The 24,044-nt window shown below is 43.4% G+C and carries 16 protein-coding genes; 7 read left to right on the top strand and 9 right to left on the bottom strand.

Translation table 11 applies throughout. The features are described 5' to 3' along the window. Positions 1-7: 7 nt before the first annotated feature. Both MusilaSJ_RS06340 and MusilaSJ_RS06335 read left to right on the top strand, forming a co-directional pair. Positions 8-3,208 carry an efflux RND transporter permease subunit gene (locus MusilaSJ_RS06340; protein WP_274989199.1) on the top strand — a complete coding sequence of 1,067 codons (3,201 nt, stop codon included), beginning with the start codon at positions 8-10 and terminating at the stop codon, positions 3,206-3,208. A gap of 67 nt (positions 3,209-3,275) precedes the next feature. After that, entirely contained in the window at positions 3,276-4,688 is a 1,413-nt protein-coding gene (locus MusilaSJ_RS06335; RefSeq protein ID WP_274989198.1) for an efflux transporter outer membrane subunit, read from the top strand. 65 nt (positions 4,689-4,753) lie between these two features. Here the strand turns inward: MusilaSJ_RS06335 and MusilaSJ_RS06330 are convergent, their stop codons facing one another. Next, a complete protein-coding gene (locus tag MusilaSJ_RS06330; protein WP_274989197.1) occupies positions 4,754-6,331 on the bottom strand; it encodes a hypothetical protein in 1,578 nt (525 codons plus the stop codon). A 324-nt stretch (positions 6,332-6,655) separates the two neighbouring features. On the opposite strand from MusilaSJ_RS06330, the gene MusilaSJ_RS06325 reads away from it, so the two are divergent. Continuing rightward, positions 6,656-8,446 (top strand): beta-N-acetylhexosaminidase, encoded by a 1,791-nt coding sequence (locus MusilaSJ_RS06325; RefSeq protein ID WP_274989196.1) that lies wholly within the window; start codon positions 6,656-6,658, stop codon positions 8,444-8,446. Positions 8,447-8,491: 45 nt separating this feature from the next. Here the strand turns inward: MusilaSJ_RS06325 and MusilaSJ_RS06320 are convergent, their stop codons facing one another. Next, positions 8,492-8,833 (bottom strand): hypothetical protein, encoded by a 342-nt coding sequence (locus tag MusilaSJ_RS06320; protein WP_176624006.1) that lies wholly within the window; start codon positions 8,831-8,833, stop codon positions 8,492-8,494. A gap of 335 nt (positions 8,834-9,168) precedes the next feature. Between MusilaSJ_RS06320 and MusilaSJ_RS06315 the strand changes: the two genes are divergently transcribed. After that, positions 9,169-10,944, top strand: coding sequence for a glycoside hydrolase family 9 protein (locus tag MusilaSJ_RS06315; RefSeq protein WP_274989195.1), 1,776 nt, complete (start codon positions 9,169-9,171; stop codon positions 10,942-10,944). A gap of 43 nt (positions 10,945-10,987) precedes the next feature. Here MusilaSJ_RS06315 and MusilaSJ_RS06310 read toward each other — a convergent pair whose 3' ends face one another. Next, a complete protein-coding gene (locus MusilaSJ_RS06310) occupies positions 10,988-11,419 on the bottom strand; it encodes an SLATT domain-containing protein (RefSeq protein ID WP_274989194.1) in 432 nt (143 codons plus the stop codon). A 236-nt stretch (positions 11,420-11,655) separates the two neighbouring features. Between MusilaSJ_RS06310 and MusilaSJ_RS06305 the strand changes: the two genes are divergently transcribed. Beyond that, complete coding sequence (locus MusilaSJ_RS06305; protein ID WP_274989193.1) at positions 11,656-12,447, top strand: alpha/beta fold hydrolase; 792 nt, start codon at positions 11,656-11,658, stop codon at positions 12,445-12,447. On the opposite strand, the gene MusilaSJ_RS06300 is transcribed toward MusilaSJ_RS06305, so the two are convergent. The 4 genes from MusilaSJ_RS06300 to MusilaSJ_RS06285 all read right to left on the bottom strand — a co-directional run bounded on the left by MusilaSJ_RS06300 (position 12,444) and on the right by MusilaSJ_RS06285 (position 18,548). Continuing rightward, positions 12,444-13,481, bottom strand: a complete 1,038-nt coding sequence (locus tag MusilaSJ_RS06300; RefSeq protein ID WP_274989192.1) for an LLM class flavin-dependent oxidoreductase — start codon at positions 13,479-13,481, stop codon at positions 12,444-12,446. The two genes, MusilaSJ_RS06305 and MusilaSJ_RS06300, sit on opposite strands and share 4 nt — an antisense overlap. A gap of 3 nt (positions 13,482-13,484) precedes the next feature. Further along, positions 13,485-15,812, bottom strand: coding sequence for a family 20 glycosylhydrolase (locus MusilaSJ_RS06295; RefSeq protein ID WP_274989191.1), 2,328 nt, complete (start codon positions 15,810-15,812; stop codon positions 13,485-13,487). Between the two features lie 87 nt (positions 15,813-15,899). Continuing rightward, entirely contained in the window at positions 15,900-17,810 is a 1,911-nt protein-coding gene (locus tag MusilaSJ_RS06290; protein WP_274989190.1) for an AAA domain-containing protein, read from the bottom strand. 93 nt (positions 17,811-17,903) lie between these two features. After that, the gene (locus MusilaSJ_RS06285) at positions 17,904-18,548 is read right to left on the bottom strand and encodes a response regulator (RefSeq protein ID WP_274989189.1); all 645 of its coding nucleotides are present in this window, start codon (positions 18,546-18,548) and stop codon (positions 17,904-17,906) included. Positions 18,549-18,995: 447 nt separating this feature from the next. Here MusilaSJ_RS06285 and MusilaSJ_RS06280 point away from each other — a divergent pair, with 447 nt between their 5' ends. Next, complete coding sequence (locus MusilaSJ_RS06280) at positions 18,996-19,529, top strand: DUF4142 domain-containing protein (RefSeq protein ID WP_274989188.1); 534 nt, start codon at positions 18,996-18,998, stop codon at positions 19,527-19,529. On the opposite strand, the gene MusilaSJ_RS06275 is transcribed toward MusilaSJ_RS06280, so the two are convergent. Together MusilaSJ_RS06275 and MusilaSJ_RS06270 are read right to left on the bottom strand one after the other, a co-directional pair. Then, on the bottom strand, positions 19,521-20,723 hold the full coding sequence (locus tag MusilaSJ_RS06275; protein WP_274989187.1) for a DUF763 domain-containing protein: 1,203 nt from the start codon (positions 20,721-20,723) through the stop codon (positions 19,521-19,523). The genes MusilaSJ_RS06280 and MusilaSJ_RS06275 overlap by 9 nt on opposite strands. Before the next feature lie 246 nt (positions 20,724-20,969). Continuing rightward, positions 20,970-22,880 carry an AMP-dependent synthetase/ligase gene (locus tag MusilaSJ_RS06270; RefSeq protein ID WP_274989186.1) on the bottom strand — a complete coding sequence of 637 codons (1,911 nt, stop codon included), beginning with the start codon at positions 22,878-22,880 and terminating at the stop codon, positions 20,970-20,972. 251 nt (positions 22,881-23,131) lie between these two features. Between MusilaSJ_RS06270 and MusilaSJ_RS06265 the strand changes: the two genes are divergently transcribed. Further along, positions 23,132-23,962 carry a nuclear transport factor 2 family protein gene (locus tag MusilaSJ_RS06265; protein ID WP_274989185.1) on the top strand — a complete coding sequence of 277 codons (831 nt, stop codon included), beginning with the start codon at positions 23,132-23,134 and terminating at the stop codon, positions 23,960-23,962. The last annotated feature ends 82 nt before the right edge of the window (positions 23,963-24,044 follow it).

Genomic DNA, 24,044 nt, shown 5'->3' with positions numbered 1-24,044 from the left:
TAAAGTCATGTTTCAGAAATTTATAGAAAGACCGGTACTCTCAACTGTTATCTCCATATTGCTGGTGATAGTGGGTGTGCTTGGTTTAACAAAACTGCCCTTAGAGCGGTTTCCTAATATTGCCCCTCCGTCGGTATTAGTATCAGCCGTGTATCCGGGTGCCAATGCCGAAACTATTTTACGTTCCGTTACGCCTTCGTTGGAAGAAGCGATTAACGGGGTGGAAAATATGACCTATATGACCTCTACCGCCAGTAATGATGGTACATTGGGTATCACCGTTTACTTTAAACAGGGTACTAATCCCGACCAGGCAGCGGTAAACGTTCAAAACCGTGTTTCACAGGCTTCAAGCCAGTTGCCAGCCGAGGTTTTGCAATATGGTATTACAACTACCAAACAGCAAAACAGCTTTATCGGTGCTATGGCCATCTACTCTGAGGATCCTAAAAAATATGATCAAACCTTTGTGGCCAACTACGCACAGATCAATATCGTTCCGGAAATTAAACGTATTCCGGGTGTAGGTTCTGCCAGTATCTTTGGTGGTATTAAGGATTATTCAATGCGTGTTTGGTTAAATCCTACCCAAATGGCAGCTTACAATGTTACACCGGCTGAAGTAACCGCCGCTATACAGGACAAAAACCTTGAAGCAGCGCCAGGTAAATTTGGTGAGCGCAGTAACGAAGCATTTGAATATGTAATTAAATATAAAGGTAAACTTACCAAACCAGAGGAATACCAGAATATCGCTATCCGTGCAAATGCAGATGGTTCTGTATTGCGTTTAAAAGACGTTGCACGTGTTGAACTTGGTGCTTATTCATACAACAGTGTAAGTAACCTGAACGGCCACGACGGTATTATCGTTGGCATTATACAGCTATCAGGTTCAAACGCTAACGAAATTCAGATAGCGATTGATAACCTGATGGTGAAACTATCGAAAGATTTCCCTGTTGGGATCAAATACAACCAATTTTACCGTACCAAAACCGATCTTGATGAATCTATCAACCAGGTTGAGCATACATTGGTTGAGGCCTTCATTCTCGTGTTTATCGTGGTGTTCGTCTTTCTGCAGGATTTCAGGTCGACCCTAATCCCCGCGATAGCGGTTCCGGTTGCTATTATCGGTACATTCTTCTTTATGAACCTGTTCGGTTTCTCGGTTAACTTGTTAACGCTGTTTGCATTGGTACTGGCCATCGGTATTGTGGTGGATGACGCCATTGTGGTGGTGGAGGCTGTTCATGCCAAAATGGAGCATGACCCCAGCCTAACCCCGAAGGCTGCAACCACCGAAGCGATGCACGAAATTACAGGTGCCATTATATCTATTACGTTGGTTATGGCGGCGGTATTTTTACCGGTGAGCTTCATGACGGGCTCAACAGGTATCTTCTATCGTCAGTTTGCCTTAACTATGGCTATCTCGATCATTATATCGGCCGTTAACGCTTTAACTTTAAGTCCTGCTTTGGCTGCGCTATTCTTAAAGAATAAACATAGCGAAAACGGTCATGACGCACCTAAGAAAAGCTTTGTAGAGAAATTTTACGCGGGCTTTAATGGTGGCTTCAATTATATGACCAACAGGTATGTTGGCGGCTTGAAAATTTTAATCCGTAATAAATGGATCAGTATGGCTGGCCTTGCCTTAGTAGTTGTTGCTACAGTTTACATGGTAAACAAGACCAAAACAGGCTTCATTCCTACCGAGGACCAGGGCTTTGTGGCGATAGCAGTAAATACACCATCAGGTACTTCATTAGCAGGAACTAATAAAACCTTTAAACTGGCTGAGGATCAGTTGAAAACGCTGCCATCTGCGCGATTTGTTACCGCATTGTCAGGTTTTAACTTCTTAACACAATCCAGTAGCCCGTCAGCAGGTGTTATCTTCCTGTTGTTAAAGCCTACTGAAGAAAGGGGTGAGGTTAAAAATATTGATGCTATTCAGAACATTGTGAGGGGCAAATTAGCAGGTATACCAGGTGGTACGTTCTTCGTGTTCAGCTTCCCAACCGTTCCTGGTTTCAGCAACGTGGAAGCGCTTGACGTTATGCTGCAGGATAAGACCAACGGCAGGCTGGATAAATTCAGCGGTGTTGCCAATAACTTTATCATGAAGCTGATGCAGAAACCAGCGGTTGCCTTCGCCTTTACTTCATACAAAGCTGATTATCCTCAGTTACAATTAGAAGTTGATGATGAAAAAGCTAACCAGTTAGGGGTAAGTGTTAAAGATATCCTGTCAACAATGCAGGCTTATTTTGGTACCGCACAGGCATCAGATTTTAACCGCTTTGGTAAATACTACCGCGTAGTTGTTCAGGCTGATATTGCGGACAGGACAGATCCATCAGCAATTGACCGTGTATTTGTTAAAAACAAATCAGGCGAAAATGTGCCAATTAACACCCTGGTTAAACTAACCCGTGTTTATGGTTCAGAAACAGCTTCCCGTTATAACCTGTTCAACTCTATCGAGATCAATGCCATCCCTAAACCGGGCTATAGCTCTGGTGATGCTATCAAAGCGATAGAAGAAACAGCTAAAGAGCAACTGCCAACCGGCTTTGCCTATGAGTTTACCGGCCAAACCCGCGAAGAGATTGCTTCAGGCGGCCAGTCAACTGTGATCTTCCTGTTGTGTTTGGTGTTTGTATACTTCCTGCTATCAGCGCAGTATGAAAGTTATATCCTGCCATTAGCGGTAATACTTTCAATACCTACAGGTTTATTTGGGGTGTTTATTGTATTAGGTTTAACCGGTATCGAAAATAACATCTATGTACAGGTTGCGTTAATCATGCTCATCGGCTTGCTGGCCAAGAACGCCATCCTGATCGTGGAGTTCGCGGTGCAGCGGCGAAGGGCAGGGCATGGGCTGGTACAGTCGGCTATTGAAGCCGCGCAGCTCCGTATCCGTCCAATCATCATGACCTCAATGGCCTTTGTGTTCGGTTTATTCCCGATGAGTATTGCTACCGGTCCGTCTGCACAGGGTAACCACTCCATCAGTATTGGTGCAGCAGGCGGGATGGTTTCAGGCGTATTGTTAGGTTTATTTATCATACCGGTACTATACGTGATATTCCAGGGCTTGCAGGAACGCATTAGTGGCAAACCTAAGCCGCTTGCCGCTGCCGGCGATCATGGTAAAGACGCTGTAGTTTTAGAAAACGAATATTCAGCTTAATCAATCAAACATCAACTAAAGCTATCACGGCCTTTAAAATCCGTGATAGTTTAAAAAAGATATAACAATGAAAAATATAATAGGCAGTTTGGCTCTTGCACTGGTGGTGCTTGCCGGCTGTAAAGTTTCAAAAGATGTTGCTACGCCAAAGGACGCGCAACCTGAAGCCTTCAGGAACGCGGTTACCACCGGCGATACCAGCAGCATTGCCGACTTGCAATGGAAAAACTTTTTTACCGATGCTGCTCTTCAAAAGCTGATTGACAGTGCCATCGTTAAAAATTACGATATGCAGGTGGCCGTTAAAAATATCGAAGCTGCGCAATTGCAGTTTAAACAAGTTAAATGGAACTATGTACCATCTGTTGGTTTAAATGTCACTGCAAGCAGCAACCGTCCGTCTAACAATAGTGTTACGGGTTTAAGCATCAAACAGTTTAACATAGGTACAAAACATGTTGAAGATTACAACGCCAACCTCTCACTTTCATGGGAAGCAGATATCTGGGGTAAAATCCGCAGCCAAAACCGTGAAGCTTTGGCCCAGTACCTGCAAACTAACGAAGCTAAAAGGGCTATCCAAACCAACATTGTATCAAGTGTATCGCAAGGTTACTATAACTTGCTGATGCTCGACGAGCAACTGGAAATAGCTAAGAAAAACGTAAAACTGAATGACAGTACATTGCGCATCATCAAATTGCAATACGATGCCGGTCAGGTTACTCTATTGGGTGTACAACAGGCACAGGCCCAGTTAGAAGCTGCCGCGCAATTGGTTCCTCAGTTTGAACGCGATATCAATGTTCAGGAGAATGGCTTGAGCATATTGGCAGGCAGGTTACCTGACGCCATTGAACGTAGCGCTAAACTTAATGATATTACTTTCCCCGAAACACTTTCGGCGGGTGTACCATCAGCAATGGTGAGCCGCAGGCCAGATGTACGCAGTTCGGAGTTGGCTTTAAATATAGCTAACGCGAGGGTTGGTATTGCTAAAGCCCAACTTTATCCTTCGTTAACAATAACCGGTCAGGGTGGGTTAAACTCCTTTAAATCGAGCAACTGGTTTAACATCCCGGCTTCATTATTCGGTACAGTAGCAGGGGGGATTGCCCAACCTTTATTACAACACAAGCAGTTACGTACCCAATATGAAGTTGCCAAAGTTGATCGCGAAAAAACAGTGATCCAATTCCGTCAGTCTGTATTAAATGCAGTAGGAGAGGTATCTGACGCTTTGGTAAGGCTCCAAAAGCTTAAAGAGCAACAAACTATCGCAGCTAACCGCGTTAAAACATTGCAACAAGCTACAAGCAATGCGAGCATGTTGTTTAAAAACGGTCTTGCTACCTATCTTGAGGTGATTACTGCGCAAGGTAATGTATTGCAAGGTGAGCTTGAATTAGCATCTATTAAAATGGCTCAACTTAGTGCCAACGCAGAGCTTTACCGCTCTCTGGGCGGCGGCTGGAAATAAGCTTTATCTACCCCTGTGAAAACGGAAAACGGCTGATCAGAAATCCTGATCGGCCGTTTTGCATGTCAGGGATATGTCTTTCCCTGCATTTTATTGTGCCGCCCTTTTTTAACTGATATTATATATTCATTCATAATCAGCAATAAAACAGGCAGCAGCAAACCTGTAAGTAACGCAAAAAAATATACTAATAATGATTTGAAGAGCATTGATTCCCTCGTGTGCCACGTTTCATTTATAATGAGCCTTGGCGCGGGGTCTTGCCCGCCTGAGCCATGTAACAGCCTGTTATACTGTTGTTGCTTACTTTCAATTATAGTGTTTATTTGGGCGATAGAATCATTCAATTGCAGCGATAAAAATGATGCTATTGATTTTGAATCTTTTGGTTGATCCACATCTTTTTGTTGCACACTATCTTGAGGTTGCTCAACATCTTTTGGTTGGTCAATGTACTTAAGTTGACGGACATCTTTAATTTGATGAGCATTTCTGATTTTCTGTTCCTTTGCCGTTATGCTGTTAACAAGTGCTTCTTTTATTGAATTGAGTTCGAGCTTGAAAGCGTAAACACTTGCATAAGCATTGTCCGAATCCTGCATTACCCGCTGTTTATTGAGTTGCGCTTTATTAAAGTCCTGTATGAGTGTTTCTATATGGTAATCGCTAACTTGATAATTATCCGGTATGATAACAAAAGCGTCATTAGGTTTCAAGGCGTATGATTTAACAGCAGTAAGTGCATTTAGGCCGGCTCTTTCTTTTTCCGTCAGTGCCGTTTTCACCGTCACCAGTACCGGAACAGCTCTCCGCTTCGGCATTTGTCTGGGCTTTTTGATGTTGTTCAGTATGGCTTGCTGTTCATGATATTTATCGGCCATTGCTTTATAGTATGCTATACTATCGTTTAATTTAAGAAGTAACGTGGTATCAATAACCGCCGGTTTAGCGAGTGAATTGGGTTTGGCATATTGGGCATTAATAATTTCTACAAGTTTATTCAAAAAATCATGACCCTTTTGAGCATTATCCGCGTTTATGCTCAATTCAAAATTGCTATCGCTCAAAATTTTCGCACGCATACTTTTGCTAAATTGTTCAGTTAAATCGGCAGAGGAAGTGAGTTTTACAATCAGCGGTAGTTGTATTGGTTTAAAGGCAGGCCCTTTTATTATGGTATAGCGTAAAGATCCGTATTTAACCGGGTGGTATAAAGGCACATCTGTGAGTACATTATTCTGATCAATCCTGCAAACGCTGCCATTAATTAAATTGATGGTGATTTCAACAGGAGAAGTATAGAAGTTGCTCTTTCCAGGTATAAGCTTAATGGGTAATGAATCCCCGTAAATCTCTTTTGTTGTAAAAGTTCCCTTATGATAATAACTTACCTGGAGCCCCAATGCATTGATCGCTTTTTTTACCGTGATTTCAGAACGCAACTCGTTAATTGCTGTCGTTAATAGTTCCCAATCGCCGGAAGCGGCCAACTCTATGCTCACTTTGTATTTAGGGGACGAAAAAAGTAAATAAACTGAAGCTGCTAAAACAACAACTACTACCGAAGCAATCACGAAATATCTGTTGCGGAATAACAGGCCAGAAATATTCCTTCCCGCCCTTTTGATGCGAGCCTGGTTCATAGGATGCAATACTTGTGCTGATGTAAATTGCTGTAATTTAGTAATTTGTAAAATACCCAGAATGCCAGTTTTGCGATTGTTCTTCGCGCTGTGGTAATTTTAGTAACGCTTTACATGTTGTTATAGCTAAACTCACAATCGTATCTCAAAAATTGTGAAACAATTTATACAACTCCCTGAGTGCATTGACAGGTGATTTCATGACCTTACGGATAACAACCTGCCCGGTTACAGGGGTTAAACACTTTGTTACAAACAAATTACCCGGTTTTTCAAAGAAAATTCATATCATAGCAGCCCCAAACTATTTGAGTTGTTTTTTAAATGAAATTTAAGATCGTACTTGTATTTATTTTGTTTTCCGGATACTTACGGGCGCAAAATGTCAATATAATCCCGCAGCCCAAGTCTGTTATTAATGGTATAGGGCAGTTTACATTTAGTAATCACAGTACCGTTGGTGTAAATGATGCTTCGTTGTTGCCAATAGCCCGTTATTTCCAAAAACAGGTAAGCCTGTTGGCCGGTTTTACGCTTGCCGTTGATAATAAAGACGCAGGTAGTGTTATTCATTTGTTGTTAACCAACGGCGATCCCACCGCGGGGGCATATTCCTTAAAAATTGTTGCCAATGAAATCACCATTTCTTCGTCTAACCGTGATGGGGTGTTTTATGGGATGATCTCCTTGCTGCAAATGATCAAAGACCAACCCCGGGGCGAAACTATCAGCTTAGCGTCTTTAACTATTGCCGATATCCCGCGCTATCAATGGCGGGGACTAATGCTTGACGAATCCCGTCACTTCTTCGGGATGGAAAAAGTTAAGCAGATCCTTGACTGGATGGCTTACTATAAGCTGAATAAATTTCACTGGCATTTAACCGATGCCCAGGGCTGGCGTTTGGAGATAAAGAAATATCCTAAGCTGACACTAATTGGCGGAATCGGTAATTACAGTGATTCAATAGCCGATCCTCAATATTATACCCAAACCCAGATAAAAGAGATCATCGCTTATGCTGCCGAAAGGTTTATAACCGTGATCCCCGAAATTGATATGCCGGGCCATGCTACCGCGGCCAACAAAGCCTATCCTCAGTTTAGCGGCGGCAGCGTTGAAGGCTATCCCAATTTTACTTTTAATCCTGCAATCGATAGCACCTACCAGTTTCTTGGTAACATCATTAAGGAAACCAGCGCGCTTTTTCCTTCTAAAATGATCCATTTAGGAGGTGATGAGGTAGCTTTGGGTGTTAAGGCCTGGTCGCTTAACCCTTCAATAGCCGGGTTTATGCAGAAGAATAACTTTGCTGATGTAGGCGAGCTGGAGCGTTATTTCTTTAAGCGCGTAGCCGACACCGCCATAAATGCAGGTAATAAAGTACTGGCCTGGGATGAAGCAACCGGAACAAACCTGCCGGCTGATAAAACCATTATTTTTTGGTGGAGGCAAAATTTACCGGGCCAGCTGCATTTAGCAGTACAAAAAGGCTACCAGGTGGTGCTTTGTCCGCGTCTGCCTATGTATTTTGACTTTGTGCAGGATGCTGATCATATCTCGGGCCGCAGGTGGAAAGGTGTGTATAATACCGTAGGTAGTGTTTATGGTTTCCCTGAAAGGCAGATGCAGAATAACGAAGACCTGCAGTCAAAGCAGATCATTGGTGTACAGGCCAATGTCTGGACTGAAATGATAGGTTCTGAAAAGCGCCTTGATTTTATGTTATTTCCCCGCATAGCTGGTTTGGCCGAAGCAGGCTGGACTGCTCCTGAACTCAAAGATGAAGAAGCGTTCAATAACCGTTTAAAAGCAAGCATCAAGATCTACGATGCAGCTAACATCTATTATTTTAATCCTTTTGATAAGTTTTTCCATGATGAGGCTATTGATTTTGGCCCTAAGATCAGGAAAATGGAGAGACCGGCAGATCAGAATATAGAAGATGAAGGATACCGCCCGAGGAGAAGACATGGAAAGTCTTCAAAAAGAACCTCTCATTCATCAAAGCATTCTTCTTCATCAAAGCATTCGTCCTCTAAGAAGTCATCATCTTCAAAAAAGTCTTCTTCTTCAGGTAAAAGCAAAAAATCATCTCATAAAAAAAGGAAATAACCCCCTGACAGGTTATTTCCTTTTTAAAGTTACTTCCGGATATTATTATCTGTACGAAGATAAGTGCGTAGTTTTAATACTGAGGACAAACGATTTGCCAACGCTTATCTTTACATTTTTATCCTTTAAAATCGCTTTAACAGCTTCATCGGCTTTAAGGAGTTCGTACAAATCGCGCGCCACTGCCGATCCGCTGATGTTGTTGGTGACCTTGCCGTTTTCGATATTGATATTAAAGGTATAACCGGATTTCCCCTTGCTGCCGGCCGCTTCAAAATCAGTTATATTTAACTTAAACTGCTGCTCGTCTTGCAGACTTCTTTTCAAGTGCAGGCGTATTACAGGCATGTACTTTTGCCACGTGCTTAAATAATTTCTTTCGTCCATAATAGTGTTTGTAAAAGCGAAAGCCCTCGTAAAGTATTTATACAAGGGCTTCGGTTATCGGGTTAAAGAGGTTGTTACACCTCCCGTCATTAATAGTTCTCAATAAATCAGCTTAATGTAACGGCCAATTTTTATAAGTTTCAAAGTTACCTAAATAAAACGGGTAAACAGGCAGCATGTTATAGTTTGTTTTAGTACCCCAATTAAATTATAAAGAGTTTTTTGGATAAATTGTAGTGGTAAATTAGGGGTATGGTTGTCGCTTTTTAGGCCAGGGTTACTAACTGTTGGTTTATTAATGCTGTAAATTGCATTGATCATTAAACTGCATTTACATGAATTCATTTGTTCGCCAAATTATCCTGTCAGCTTTTTTTTCGCTGTTTTGCTGTCTGTGCAAAGCGAATCCTGTTTTTTACATGAACCAGGTAGGGTATGATGCCCGGGGAGCAAAAACTGTTGTTGTGCGTTGCGACACCAAACTTGTGCCGGGTATACTTTTCGCGTTACAAAACTCAAATGGTAATGCTGTATATATTGCTCCATTAAACGGCCCGTTAAAGGTTGAGGAATGGGACAAGGACGGATATTTTTACCAGGCTGACTTTTCGGAATTTACAGCGGAAGGGAAATACAGGGTTTACATTGGTGCCAAAGATTTTCGCTCGCAATCAGATTGGTTTCAGATTAAGGAAAACGCATTGGCGGTAACCACCATCCCATCGGTATTGAGCTACTATAACAAGCAGAGGGCTAACACACCAGCCGAGCTGCAGGCCGACGCAGCCGTTCAGCTTTATGGCAGCGATAAAACAGTTGACTTGCGCGGCGGCTGGTGTGATGCGTCGGGCGATGTAAGCAAATATTTTTCGCATTTGGCTTATGCTAATTTTATGTCGCCCCAGCAAATACCGTTGGTAACCTGGTCAATGATCAATACGGTGCAAACTGCGCCGGGTTTGTTAAATAAACTTGGGATTTATGATGGCATGATGAATGAAGCACTTTGGGGGGCCGACTACATGATGCGCGCCCTGTCAAAAGATGATTATTTTTACATGATCGTATTCAGCTATTTTAATAAAGACCCTAAAGCCAGGCGTGTTGTAGGGCTAAAAGCAAACAGCGTTACTACAGATGAATACCAGGCTGCTTTTCGCGAAGGAGGGGGAATGGCCATTGCATCGTTGGCGCGAATCTCGCAACTGAAAAAAGACGGTGACTTTAAATCGGCAGAATATCTTGCCGCTGCCAAACGGGCTTTCGCGCACTTGCTGGCAAATAATACCAAATATGATGACGACGGCAAGGAAAATATCATTGACGACTATTGTGCCCTGATGGCCGCTACCGAATTGTGGATTGCTACCGATAGTTCCCTTTATCGTGATGAAGCCCGAAAACGTGCGCTAAGTTTGAACAAGCGAATGAGCCCCGCAGGGTATTTTATTGCTGATGACGGTGACAGGCCTTTCTGGCACGCAGCTGATGCCGGCTTACCCGTTATCGCTTTGTGCAGGTTCCTGGATAAGGAGCAAGAAGCTGATAAACGTTCTGATGCATTATCAACTATAAAAAAAGCACTGGATTATAACCTGAAGGTAACCGCTAATGTGGATAATCCGTTTGGCTATGCCCGCCAATCTTTTAAGTTTAAAGGTACTGTGAAAGATGGCTTTTTTATCCCTCATGAAAATGAAACCGGCTGGTGGTGGCAGGGAGAAAATGCCCGCCTGGGCTCGCTGGCAGCGGCGGCATTAGTAGGCGGGCGGTTAGTATATCCTGAAAAAGGAGGCTGGGGCATAAAAAGAGAACTGGCCGGGTATGCATCGCACCAGATAGCCTGGATGTTGGGTTGTAACCCTTACCAAATGTGCTTTATGTACCAGTATGGTAAAAACAACGTGCCTTACATGAGTTCATATTTCGGCCATGGATCGGGCAAAGGCGGCATCTCCAACGGAATCACCGGTAAAAAGGAAAACCCGGACGGCAGCGGTATCGATTTTAAAATAAAAGACAACGGCAACGAATGGCGTTGGACAGAACAATGGTTACCTCATGCCGCCTGGTATTTGCAGGCCGTTACCGCTATGGCTGTGCAGCAATAGCAGGCAATATTCAGCTTTATATGATTAATCGCCGTGTTGATGATCAATCATAAGAGTTTTCTATTATTTCAGATTTTGTATTAAGTATTTCCTGGAATTTCAGAAAGTGCTTCGTTTTGTTTTTATTATATACCCCTTCTACATAATCAAAACAAATTTCATTCCGTAGGAGGCGCAGGTTATGTAAAAATATGTCGTAACTCATTGCCTTCTCCTTTAAACTAAATAAACCTGCAATTGCTGCCAATGTAGTTATCCCGGTACTTATATATAGTACATGTTCCTGATAGATCTTTGTTTCCTGTTGTTTGGCTAATGCTGTTAAAACTGTTATTATTCCGCCAGCTATAAAGGTGATCAGTTGTGAAATATGGTAAAATGTTAAATACATTTTTTTCTTTCGTTTTATAGCGTCTATTCTATCTTCCAGGTCGCTGTACAAGGGATCGCTTTCTTTAAGCTCTTTAATTTTCATCAGAATTTTAGTGTAAGGTCAAACCTATCATTTTTTGCAGGGATGATAGGTTCATAAATATACGTGATTTATAAATATCTCCGGGTGGCATTTTTGAAGCCTGTAATTGTCATTTTTGCTCCCTTAATTGGTACCGGCTTTTGTTTAAGTTTGTTATCAATAAATTTTAACGCCATCATAAAGTTGGTGAAATTTATAAAAGGGGATATTAACAATTACTTATTAATCATACATCTATGGAGACAATGCAAACCAACGTAGCCGGTAACTATGCCACCGTTAACGGCCTGAAAATGTACTATGAAATTCACGGCGAAGGCTTCCCGCTGGTATTGATCCATGGCGGCGGTTCGGATATCGGCGTTACTTTTGGCAGGGTATTATCCGCCTTTGCACAAAACCACCAGGTTATAGGAGTAGACCTGCAGGCACATGGGCGTACGCCGGACAGGGGTGTGCCTACCTCATTTGAGCAGGATGCTGATGACGTGGCGGCTTTGCTCAAACATTTGGATATAAAACAGGCTGATATTATGGGTTTTAGCAACGGTGGTAACACCGCTATGCAAATAGCCATCAGGCACCCGCAACTGGTTCATAAAATTGTGATCGCTTCTTCATTTTATAAACGGAGTGGTTTCGACTCCTGGTTTTGGGACTTTATGCCTAATGCTACCCTTGACAATATGCCCAAACCTTTGCAGGAAGCTTTTCTTGCAATTAACAATGATCAGGCGGCCCTGGAAATAATGCATAACCGCGACCGTGACCGTATGCTGGCTTTTGCAGACTGGAGCGATGATGCAATCCGTTCTATCACCATGCCCGCGCTGGTTATAGCCGGGGATAAGGACGTGATCAGGCCTGAGCATACACTTGAGCTATACCGCATGCTTCCCGATGCGCAGCTTTGTATTTTGCCTGCAGGCCACGGCGATTACATAGGTGAGATTACGGATCTCCGCGGAGATGGAGATTACCCGGCCGTCGCTATTATTGAAGAATTTTTAACCAAGGCAAAAGCTTAAGCTTTTGCCTTGGTTTCTTTGCGTACAACAGGGGCAACCCGGGTACCGTAAAGTTCAATTGCTTTTAAAATATCCTTGTGTTTGGTAAAACCGGTTACCAACTGGGCTACGAAACGGGTATTGCCAAAAAGCTCATATTGCTGCATGATTTTGTCAATAGCCTGTTGCGGATCGCCTACCACCAAAGGCCCAAAATCGCGCAGGTACTCAAATTGTTCCCTTGTCATGGGCGACCAGCCCCTGTCTTTGCCAACGCGGGTCATGATGGCTTCGTAGCTTGGATAAAACTCGTCGGCTGCTTGTTGTGAGGTCCCTGCAATATAAAATTGCGAACTGATGGCCAATTGGAGCTTGCTTACATCGTGCCCGGCTTTGGCTGCCGACTCGCGATAAAGCTCAACAAAGGGTACAAAATGTTTTGGTGCGCTGCCCAAAATAGCGATGATCATAGGGAGGTTAATTGCTCCTGCCCGTTTTGCTGAGGCAGGGGTTCCTCCAACGCCAATCCAAACCGGAATTCCCTGCTGCAGCGGACGAGGGTATATGCCCTGGTTCCTGATCGGTGCCCGGAAATTGCCCTGCCACGAAACAATTTCCTGCTTGTTGATCTGCAAAAACATTTCGAGTTTCTCGGTAAATAATGCATCGTAATCATCCAGGTCGAAACCGAAAAGCGGGAAAGATTCGATAAAGGAACCCCGACCGGCTATCATCTCCACGCGACCGCCAGATACCAGGTCGGCAGTGGCGAAATTTTGAAATGTACGCACAGGGTCGACCGAACTTAATACGGTCACCGAACTTGACAACCGGATGTTTTTGGTAATAGCTGCTGCTGCTGATATCAATATTTCAGGTGCCGAGATCACAAAATCGTGCCGGTGGTGTTCGCCGAAGGCATATACATCAAGGCCCACCTCATCGGCCAGCTTTACTTCTTCCAATAGCTCCTGAACCCGCTTATGGGCATTTACGGCGTTGCCGCTCGTTCCGTCGGGGTGGATCTCACCAAAGGTGCTAATACCTAATTCCATGTATCAATAATAAAGATCGGCTGCGTTAAGCTCCTTCTTTTCAAAACTTCCGGGTGCGGTAACATATACTTTAAGTGGTGCTGCACGTTGCCTGTACCTGCCGGTTGGCGGCGGCGGCGCGTTGTATATATACTTTACCTTTATTTGATGAAAACCTTTTGCCAGCGGCAACGCGTATTCAGCTTCTGTTAGCTGTACGCCATCAATAAACAATTGACTGGCGGCATAACTTGCAAGGGTAAAGTTATAAGTACCATCGGCCAATATATTCACGTAACCGTCATAAACTACTCCAAAATTCGGGTTGCCTTTTTTCAAAAGCTCGGCATCCGGTTTATTGGTTGCTGATGAATCCTGTGCGGTAACGTAATTAAGCTGATCGGGCGAAGTGAACGTGTTTTTTGCCCATTTATATTTAAGCCCTGGCATATTGACTGTGTAATTTACAGCAGGCATCAGTGTTTTATTATACATTAAAGTGCGTGTGGCTATGCTGCGGCGACCCGAAGGCGTAATCACCCTTGTTCTCAATTCACGTTTTTCGTTTTGCGGAATGGAGAACGTGATAGGCCCGTCATACTGCAGATCGGTATCCAACGGGTCACGGCCGTTTAATGTATAATAAATCTTAGCGCCGGGTACCACCGATTTTAGTGTGTAAACAAAATGAGGGCCTATAACCATGGTATCAATAGTAGTTAACGCGGTTGGCACACGGTAATTGTAGTTCATGGCGTCTAATCTTGCAAAGTGTTTGGCCAGCCTTACTTCGGAAAAATTGGTATAGTCCTTGTTCTCCGGCTTGCTCCAGGCTACTTCTGAAAGGGCGAATACCCTCGGTATGATCTGGTATTGAAGTTTGGCTACGGTAGGCACATACTCTGTCCACAGGTTGCCCTGGGTGCCTATTACATATTGCTGTTCGTCGGGGGTAAGCTGCTTTGAAACAGGATCATAATTGTATGTTTCTTCTAAAGTAGCGTAACGGCCAAATGAAACCGGCTCCTGCGGCGAACTGCTTTGGTAGTGGTCAAAGTAATTACCGGTGGTTTGCGGTGTCATGATCACATTATGTTTTTGACGGGCGGCATTAATGCCGCCTTCCTCGCCCTGCCAGCTCATAACGGTGGCGTTGGGGGCAAGACCACCTTCTAATATCTCATCCCAGCCTATAATGCTGCGGCCTTTAGAATTGATAAATTTTTCTATCCTTTGGATAAAATAGCTTTGCAGTTCTTTTTCATCTTTCAGGCCTTTTTCCTTCATCAAAGCCTGGCAAAATGCCGATTGTTTCCATGGTTCCTTGCCGGCTTCGTCGCCACCAACGTGGATGTATTTGCTTGGGAATAGCGTCATAACTTCTGTAAGTACATCCTGTAAAAAGGTAAAAGTTTGCTCGGTAGGGCAGTATAGATTGTTAATATCGCGGGGGGCTTTCTGGCCAGCAACGGTATCGCATTTAAATTCAGGGTAAGCACGTAAAGCTGCCTCGGAGTGGGCCGGCATTTCAATTTCGGGGATAACGTTGATATACCGGTCGGCTGCAAATTTTACCACATCTTTGATCTGTTCCTGCGTATAGAAGCCGCCGTAGCTAAGCGAGTCGGGCCAGTCGCGGTTGCTGCCAAACATGGTTTGCTGACGGAATGCACCCACCTGCGTAAGTTTGGGATATTTTTTGATTTCGATACGCCATCCCTGGCCATCAACCAAATGCCAGTGAAAGGTGTTGAGTTTGTAAGCGGCGATAAGCTCGATCACCTTTTTTACCTGCGGAATCGTGAAGAAATGACGCGATACGTCCAGCATCATTCCCCGGTATCCAAAACGAGGCGAATCTTCAACTATCGCGCAAGGCAATTTGTAAGCGGCAGCGTTTTCAACCGGGAAAAGTTGCAACAAAGTTTGGATACCGTAAAACAGACCTGCATCCTTACCAACTATGATGATATTACGTGGGGTAATGGTTAGTTTATAACCTTCTGCGGGCAATTTATTGGCTCCCTTTGCAGTTAAAATCAGCCCCCTGCTTTTTGCGGCTTTAAGCTTTGAATTGTATTTAGCTACTTTAATATTCAGGTGCCGGGTATCCTGCAGATAGCTTTTTAGCCATAAAACAGCTTTATCTTTCGGATTATCAGCCTTGATTGCTGTACGCTGGCTAAATGTAAACGTGCCGGTATTTTTGGTAATGGAAGCAGGAGCAGGGATAATGCCCAGATGCGGATCATCGGTAGTGACCTGGGCCGATACTTTGTTTGTTTGCCCTAAAAAGATAAAAAAGCTTGCGAGCGTGATGAGTTTTGTTAAATAGTGTGCTTTAAAATTCATACAGGCGTGGATAATGATGAAAGGATAAATTTAACCATTATCCTACGCTGGAATGGGGCTAAAGCTTATGTAACAAACAATTGACGTTTAATCGTAGCCTGCATAATCCCAAGCGCTTTGATAACCGTTTAATTGTTCTGCATAACTGATCATGTCCGCATAAAAAGCCGAAAATGCCAGGGTTGAACTATCGCCGATCATTACCAGTTTTTTACGGGCGCGGGTCATGGCCACGTTCATGCGGCGGATATCGTTCAGGAAGCCTATTTCTCCGTTGGTATTGCTGCGCGTAAGGCTGATATAAACCACGTCGCGTTCCTGTCCCTGGAAACTGTCAATGGTATTGACTGCAATTTTATCAGCATAAATCAGCAACTCCGGTGAATCCAGTAGCAATTGGTTTAAAATCCTGATCTGTTCCTTGTATGGAGAAATAATTGCTATAGTTGGGAAGTTTTCTGTTGAATAAGCCCCTGTGAGTTCGCTAACCAGCTTATGAAGGTGTTTGAACAGGAATGCGGCCTCTTCAGGATTCGTCGTACTTGTACCTTCTTGTTTTTCATCAAAGCCACAACCTGCGGTATCAACAAAGCTAAGCGGAACATCCCCCGGGAATAACAGTTGATGGGCGACGGTGGAGTGTGCCTTTAACCTATTGCCATAAAACTCTTTTGATGAAAAACCCATGATAGCTTCATTCATACGATACTGTTCTTCAAGTAATATTACCGATTCGGGGTGGAGGGCAACACATTTTTCGAGCAGGGTAGAGCTAAGGCCATCTTTGGCGGCCTGTTGCGATTTAATGGTTGGCGGGAGCTGCAAATGATCGCCGGCAAAGATCACTTTTTGCGCCTTCGATATTGGGATCCAGCAGGCGGGTTCAAGCGCCTGACCGGCTTCGTCAATAACTACCGTATGGAATTTTAAATTGCGGATGGTATAATGGTTGGCGCCTACAAGGGTTGCCGTAATTATCTGTGCTTTAGCAAGCAGGTCCTCCGTAATAAATTGTTCGGTTTTATCCACTTCTTTAATAAGCTGGTGCGCTGCATCAAAAAGCGCCTTGCGCTGGTCGCGTTCGGCTTTGCCAAAATTGCGCTTGTATTTGTGCGCCATGTTCTTGTACTCGGAAGCTTGCTTTTTAAGCTTTTTAATCTCCTTCATATCGCTATGGGCACTTATCCTGCTATCTAAGGTTAAGGCCATCAGCCTTTCGGATACTCTCGCCGGGTTACCTATACGCAGTACATTCAGGCCTTCATTGCTCAGCTTTTCGCTTAGCAAATCAACCGCTGTATTACTTGGCGCTACAACAAGGATCTGTTGTTTGTTTTGCCTGATAAGTGCCTTGATAGCCTGTACAAGCGTAGTGGTTTTACCGGTGCCCGGAGGGCCGTGAACTACGGCAAGCTCCTGTGCCTCAATTATTTTTTGAACAGCTTGCAGTTGTGAAGTATTTAAACCATTTAGCGGGTAATGAATTGTTTCGGGGATAAAAGCCGGCGTACTTTGCCCGGTTAACACCCGGGTGAGGTGCCCTTCTTTATGATCATCAACAAGCCTGGCAGATAGTTTGAGCGCCTTCTGCATCTCGTCATAACTGTTATCATCAAACAGCAGGTCGATGCCAAGCTTGCCGTTCCTCGTCCAGTCGGGAAGTTCGTCGGTGTTCAAGGTTAATTTTAGCCGGTTACCGCCCTGGTATGATACTGTGCCGTTTACACGATCGGTTTTAGGGTCATGGTTGGAGAACAATGCAGCCGAAGCGCCAAACCTGAACTGATGGCTAAGGTCCTGGTAAGAAGGTCGTTCCACCTCAACCGTAAGGTAATCGCCGCGGCCTATTTCTGTGCTTTTTATGGCTATGGGGTACCATGTAAGCCCTGCTGCCCGGCGTTCGGCAGTTGAAGATGTTTCAGTTAGTTTGAGGTAAGCCTGGCGGTCTTCGTCCTGCTCAGTTTGTAGTAAACTGAGCAGCTTTTTAAAATAGTCCATTTTGCAAAGGTAAAGCTTAAGCCCGGCTTTTATGTAATTACACAAACACAAAAGGGAACTTGAATGTCCCCTCTTTATATCCTGGTTAACCGTTTATTGCTGCCAGTTAGGTGCCGGTTTTTGTTCAAGAGTAATTGCATTTCTTGAAAGTTCTTCATTTATCTTACCCAAAAAATGCCTTGTTAATGGTTTTGATATAAAGCTTTTAACAAAGGGGTATGCCTTGGCCCGTTTCTGATCGGCAGGGTCAACAGAGTTTGAAATAATATAAACCGAAACCGGTTTTACCAATTTGCTGTAGATGTTGTTGAATAATTTTAAAAATTCCCATCCATCCATTACCGGCATATCGAGGTCAAGAAAAATAATGTTGGGTATTTCCGCATGTTTATCCGGGTTGTTATATAACGCTTTGTAAACAGGCTCAGGATCCATATAAAAACTTGCATTTAACCAATTATCTTTCAATATGATTTTAACCGTTTCATGAAAAATAATGTCATCATCAATGATAGCAACCGAACGGTGCTGATCGTCTTTAATAAGATTGAGTATGTCTTTTTTGATTTCGATAAGTAACGGGGACAAAAGTTCGTTACCGCATTCAATGCAATTCAAGGTACGTGATAACGCAACCTCAAGTGGTACTTGTATCGATAAGCAGGTGGCATCGTTATATATGGAGTTAGCGCAATCTTTATTAAAGCAATAACAGGTGATTTTTTCAGTACTGGTCATAGTGTAAAGGTTTTGTTTAGTTGTTCACTTTAATTGCCTCAACATTGATGCCCCTTTGTTGGTTTGTAGTTAAATATTTACAAAGCAGCTCCTGTTTTGTCAGGATTGTTAAGGTTATAAAATTCAACTCCTTAATGCTGAGTTGATTATAATCATGAATTAAAATTGGTTGTATTTCTAACACTTTTATAACCGCAGCTGTTAAGCGAGTTAATCTAAATATAAAAAAGATTAACTATAAATACAAGTGTGTTTTTTATAACCCATGTGTATGTTTAAACTGACAATCCGTTTCTTTTTGCGGCCGTCATCGGCGGTAAAAATATTTAGCTTAAGTGCTTGTGAACAAGATGTTTTAAGCGATGATTAGATTCTGGGTTTAGCTGGAATAAGGATAAAAAACCACAGCGACTTTTTTTTGTTATATTGAAACACTAAACTATTAACATGAGCCGATTAACAAGCTTTTTATTATTCCTGTTTGCTTTAGTGATGGCACAATCATGTCAAAGTAACCGGCATGCCAATAATTATAACAAGGCCCTGGTTGATGATAACGGTTTATTGTTCATTAAAAGCGGGGAAGAATCAACCCTCGCCTCTGTAAAAGCATCTGGTTTGGCAATCGCGAACTCAAAAAATCAACGCGTTATTCAGTTTGCCAAGCTCATGATTGATGACCATACCATGCTGGCAGATGATTTCAAAAAATTAAGGACCGATAATTTCATTGCCGATTCGGTTGTTATTAGCCCTATGCATCAACAACTCATTAATGATTTGGATACAAAACGCGCCGGCGCGTTTGACAGGGCCTACATCCGATTGGTTATAAACGATCATACTGAACAAATAGCTTTGTACAAAACAGCAGGGAAAGACCGGAGAAATACAAGCCTTGCCGATTTTGCAAATAAGATGTTACCTGGTTTACAGGCTCATTTAGATACTGCAAAGCTGATTAGCAGTACATTAAAATAACTTTAATTGTTGCTCAACAGGTGGTTTGGCTTTGCCAAAAACGGTACGGCCCCCATATTTCCACGAGCTGTTACGTTCCTTTTCAATAACTTTATCAAAGTTGGCATTGGGCGTGAAATCTTTTTCGGCCCTTTCGGCTATTTGGGAAAGGCGTTTGATAGCTTCATTTTTATCGCTGTTGCCCATTTTTGCTTTTTGAATAGCCGTTTGCAGGGTGTTTAAGGTTTCGTCATAAACTTTGGTAGGCACCGGGAACGGGGCGCCATCTTTGCCGCCATGTGCAAAGGAAAACCTCGCCGGGTCTTTAAACCTGGATGGTGTGCCATGGATCACTTCACTTACCAGGGCCAGCGACTGTAAGGTGCGGGGCCCTAAGCCTTGCAGCAATAGCAGGTCTTCAAAATCTTTGGGTTGTTTTTCATGAGCCAGCCAAAGTACGGCACCAAGGCGTTTCAGGTCGACATCTTTGGCATGTACTTCATGATGGCTGGGCATCACCAGTTTACTGATCTCGTTGATCATGATGCCCGGGTTTTCGGCGGCAATCTGCATAACACCATTGCGCGAGCCATCAGCTCCTTTATCTGTCATGTTCAGGATATAGCCGCTGTTCTTACCATAGATAAAAGTATGCGGGTCGTTAACAAATGAGCTTAACTGTTCGGAATGCCAGTGGTATCTGCGAGCTGTACGGCTTACATCGCTCATACCTTGCTGCACCACGGCCCATTTGCCGGTATCGCTCAAAATAAAATTATGCGTGTAAAGCTGGAAGCCATCCTGTATGGCGGTATTATCAACTTTGGCGCTCAGCTTGCTGCATTTTACCAGGTAATTTGCATCCAGTCCGGTGGTTTGGCCAACCTTAACCAGTTCGGCAGGTGTTTGAGTAGAATGTTTTCCTTTACCGCCGCAGATATAAATGCCCAATTCGCGGCTGTGAGGGTTAATGGACTTTTTTAAAGCGCCCATGACAGAAGTAGTTATGCCTGATGAATGCCAGTCCATCCCCATAACAGCGCCCAAACTCTGAAACCAAAAAGGATCACTTAGCCGGCGAAGCACCTCATCTTTGCCATAGTCCATCACAATGGTTTCTACCACAGCAAGGCCAAGCTTAGCCATTCGCTCAGCAAGCCATTGTGGTACATAGCCATAATGTAAAGGTAAATCAGCACTGCCGGATCGCTTCATGCTAACAAATTTAGTATTTTTTGGGATTACACCGATTGTTTTTTTGAGATTACACCGATTTTTGTTTTTTTGGATTACACTGATTGATTTTTGATTTCACCGATTTTTATTGTCCTCACTGATTAAATTGATGAAAACAAGGATGCCGCAGATTTGAGTCAACAGCATTTAAGGTTATTAATCAAAAATAATCTAATCGACACCGGAATCAGTGTAATCAATTCTTAATCGGTGTAATCCCAAAAACTAATCTTCCTCCGTCTCCCCAACGTACAGTTCATCAATATCGGATGCGTATTTCTTTTCGATGACCTTGCGTTTGGCTTTCATGGTAGGGGTGATCTCGCCCTCATCCATGCTGAAAGGGTTACGTTTTATCTTGAATGATTTGATGCGCTCAAACTTAGCCAGCTCATTGCTGTATTTCCTGATGTCGGCGCCTATCCAGTCAACTATTTCTTTATCATCAATGAATACTTCAGAGCGTTCGAAGAAATCATTTTGGAGGTTAAAAGTTTCCTGCAGGGTCTCGCGTGCAGGCACAATAATGGCAGCAATATATTCACGTTTATCGCCCACTAAAAATACCTGTTCAATTTTAGGGCTTTTGAGGTAGGTATTCTCTACCGGAGTAGGGTAGATATTTTTACCGTAAGCGTTCACCAGCATATTTTTGAGACGATCAGTAATTTGAAGGTTGCCGCGGAAAAACCTGCCGATATCGCCGGTATGGAACCAGCCGTGCGAATCAATAACGGTGGCGGTTTCTTCGGGCTTGTTCCAGTAGCCTTTCATTACGCAATGCCCGCGAACGATAATCTCGCCTTCTTCGGTAAGGGTATCTTCTTTAAAGTTATCGTGTGTTTGTATGCTGTAGATATGTTTGGTATCCACATTCTGGATAGCCACTTCAATACCGGGAATAATACGGCCAACGGTGCCATAAATCACCCTATGGCGCTCTGTAACCGCCATTACGGGTGATGTTTCGGTTAAGCCAAAACCTTCTAAAATTACAATGCCCAGGTCGCCAAAAAATTCACCAATGTTTTTAGGCAGTGCTCCGCCTCCCGATACCATGAATTTCAGCTGTCCGCCGGTTTTTTCCTTGATCTTGCTGAATACCAGTTTTTCGGCAATGCCGTGTTGTGCTTTTAGAATAACATTTGGCGATTTGCCGGCTTCCTGCACCAGGCGTACTTTTTTACCGATCTCAAATGCCCACAGAAAGATCCTGGTTTTAATACCGCCTGCCGATGTGCCGCTTTTGATGGCTTTGTCGTGGATGCGTTCAAGTAACCGGGGTACGCAGCAAAGTATAGTAGGTTTAACCTCGCCCATGTTTTTGGCCAGCAGCTCCAAACTTTGGGCGAAAGCTATTTGTGATCCCCGGTAAATGGCTATATGGTAAATGGTGCGCTCAAATACATGCGATAACGGCAGGAATGATAAAAATCTGTCGGTTTTTTCAACAAAGGGGATCTGGATTAAACTATTGATGGTGTTTTGTGTAAGGTTATGATGCGTTAACACCACCCCTTTAGGTACGCCTGTGGTGCCCGATGTATAAATAAGGCATGAAGTATCCGTTGTTAAAATGGCCTCACGGGCCGCGTTAATAGCGTGGCGATATTGTTCAACCAATTCGCGGCCTTCGGCAATTACCTGGTCAAAACCAATGACACCGGCGTTTAAGCTTATCTTATCGCTGAATTTTTCAAAATCATCAAATGCCGGGATCAGACGGATCAGCTCCGGACAGTTGTTTGCCACCTTTAAAACTTTCCTGAACAGGAATGGGTTGCCGCAAATGATAGTACGAGCGCCCGAATCATTCAGGATATATTCGATCTCGTTTTCCGTTAGAGTTGGATATATCGAGGTATTAACCGCGCCAATTTGTTGTAGCGCCTGATCATAATAAACATAATTGGGACCGTTTTCGATGATCAGCGACAGTCTGTCGCCTTTTCTGATACCAATATGCAGGAACCAGGCCGAAATAGCGTCTATTTTTTCTAAGGCTTCACCGTAGCTGATCTCCACCCAGGTGTCTTTAACTTTATGAATCAGGAAAGTATGATCTAAAGGATGGATTTTGGCAACGGTATTGCGAATGAAACTCGGAACAGTTGAAAGCTCGGTATTTTTACTCATTTATATAATCGGATATGGGAACAAATCTAAATCTATTTTGCAAAATAACGAGTGAAGAATAACGCAGTTTTAAACTTCGGTAGCCTGATATTTCAAACTTTCCCTATCTTCACGTCATAATTACCATCTCCACATATAAAACAAGGGTCGCCTAAAGGCCCGGCCTGTTAACACAGGCTTGGTGACACGCTGCTTTCGCGGCAGTGTTTAGTATTGTCTGAAAATTTCCAATCAATTTTATTTAACCGGTAATGAAAATTACGCGACTATTGGCATTGGGCGCTTGCTGCATTTTAATATGCTCTGCCCGGGCCGCAAAATCACATACCAGTATGGACACCATAACCAATAAACAAAGAGTGCTGTCTTTTTATAAGCAGATAGTAGGACAGCGTAAAACCGAGCTGATCCCCCAATTTATAGTTGAAGATTATAAACAACATAGCCCTGCTGTTAAACAGGGTAGGGTAGGCATAGCCGAAATGGTCAATTACCTGAAAGCTTTACCGTCGCCTCCCGAAAGTGCGAAATCGCCAATTGTAAGGGCAATACAGGATGGCGACTTAGTAGTGACCCATCTTGATGTTCAGTTTATGGGGAGGCGGATGGCTGTGATCGACCTGTTTAAGTTAAAGGACGGTATGTTGACAGAGCACTGGGATGCTATCCAGCCCCTGCCTGATGAAAGCGGGAAAACCATAACTGCTACCAATGGCACAACTGAAATTGATCATAATGCGTCTGCAGAAGATAGCAGGGTTATTGTCGATCAATTTTACAAAGCAATCGTCAATAAGCGATCTGCTCATCAGTTTATTGATACTGTTTATGTTGAGCATGATGCTTCTGTAATCGCGTCAGGCGTGGGATTAGCAGGCTATCTTTCGGAGCCTGATCGATCTGTTAAAATTCATAGGCTCATTGCTGAAGGTGACTTCGTGGTAGTTCAATCTCAGTTTTGCAAAGGGGAGAAAACGTTTGTATTTTATGAGATATTCAGGGTGGCTAAGGGTAAAATTGCAGAACACTGGAGTGTGGAACAGGTTGTACCCGATGATGTTAAAGCAGAGGATATGTTTTAGTGAATTCAGCTGAAAGCTGAAGCTATATTTAACCACGGGCTGGAAGCCCGCGGCAGTATATAACAAAAAGAGGCGCTCATCG

The organism is Mucilaginibacter sp. SJ (assembly GCF_028993635.1).
GTDB lineage: Bacteria > Bacteroidota > Bacteroidia > Sphingobacteriales > Sphingobacteriaceae > Mucilaginibacter.
Note: the sequence above shows the minus strand (reverse complement) of the source record. Positions and strands in the feature narration are given on the sequence as shown.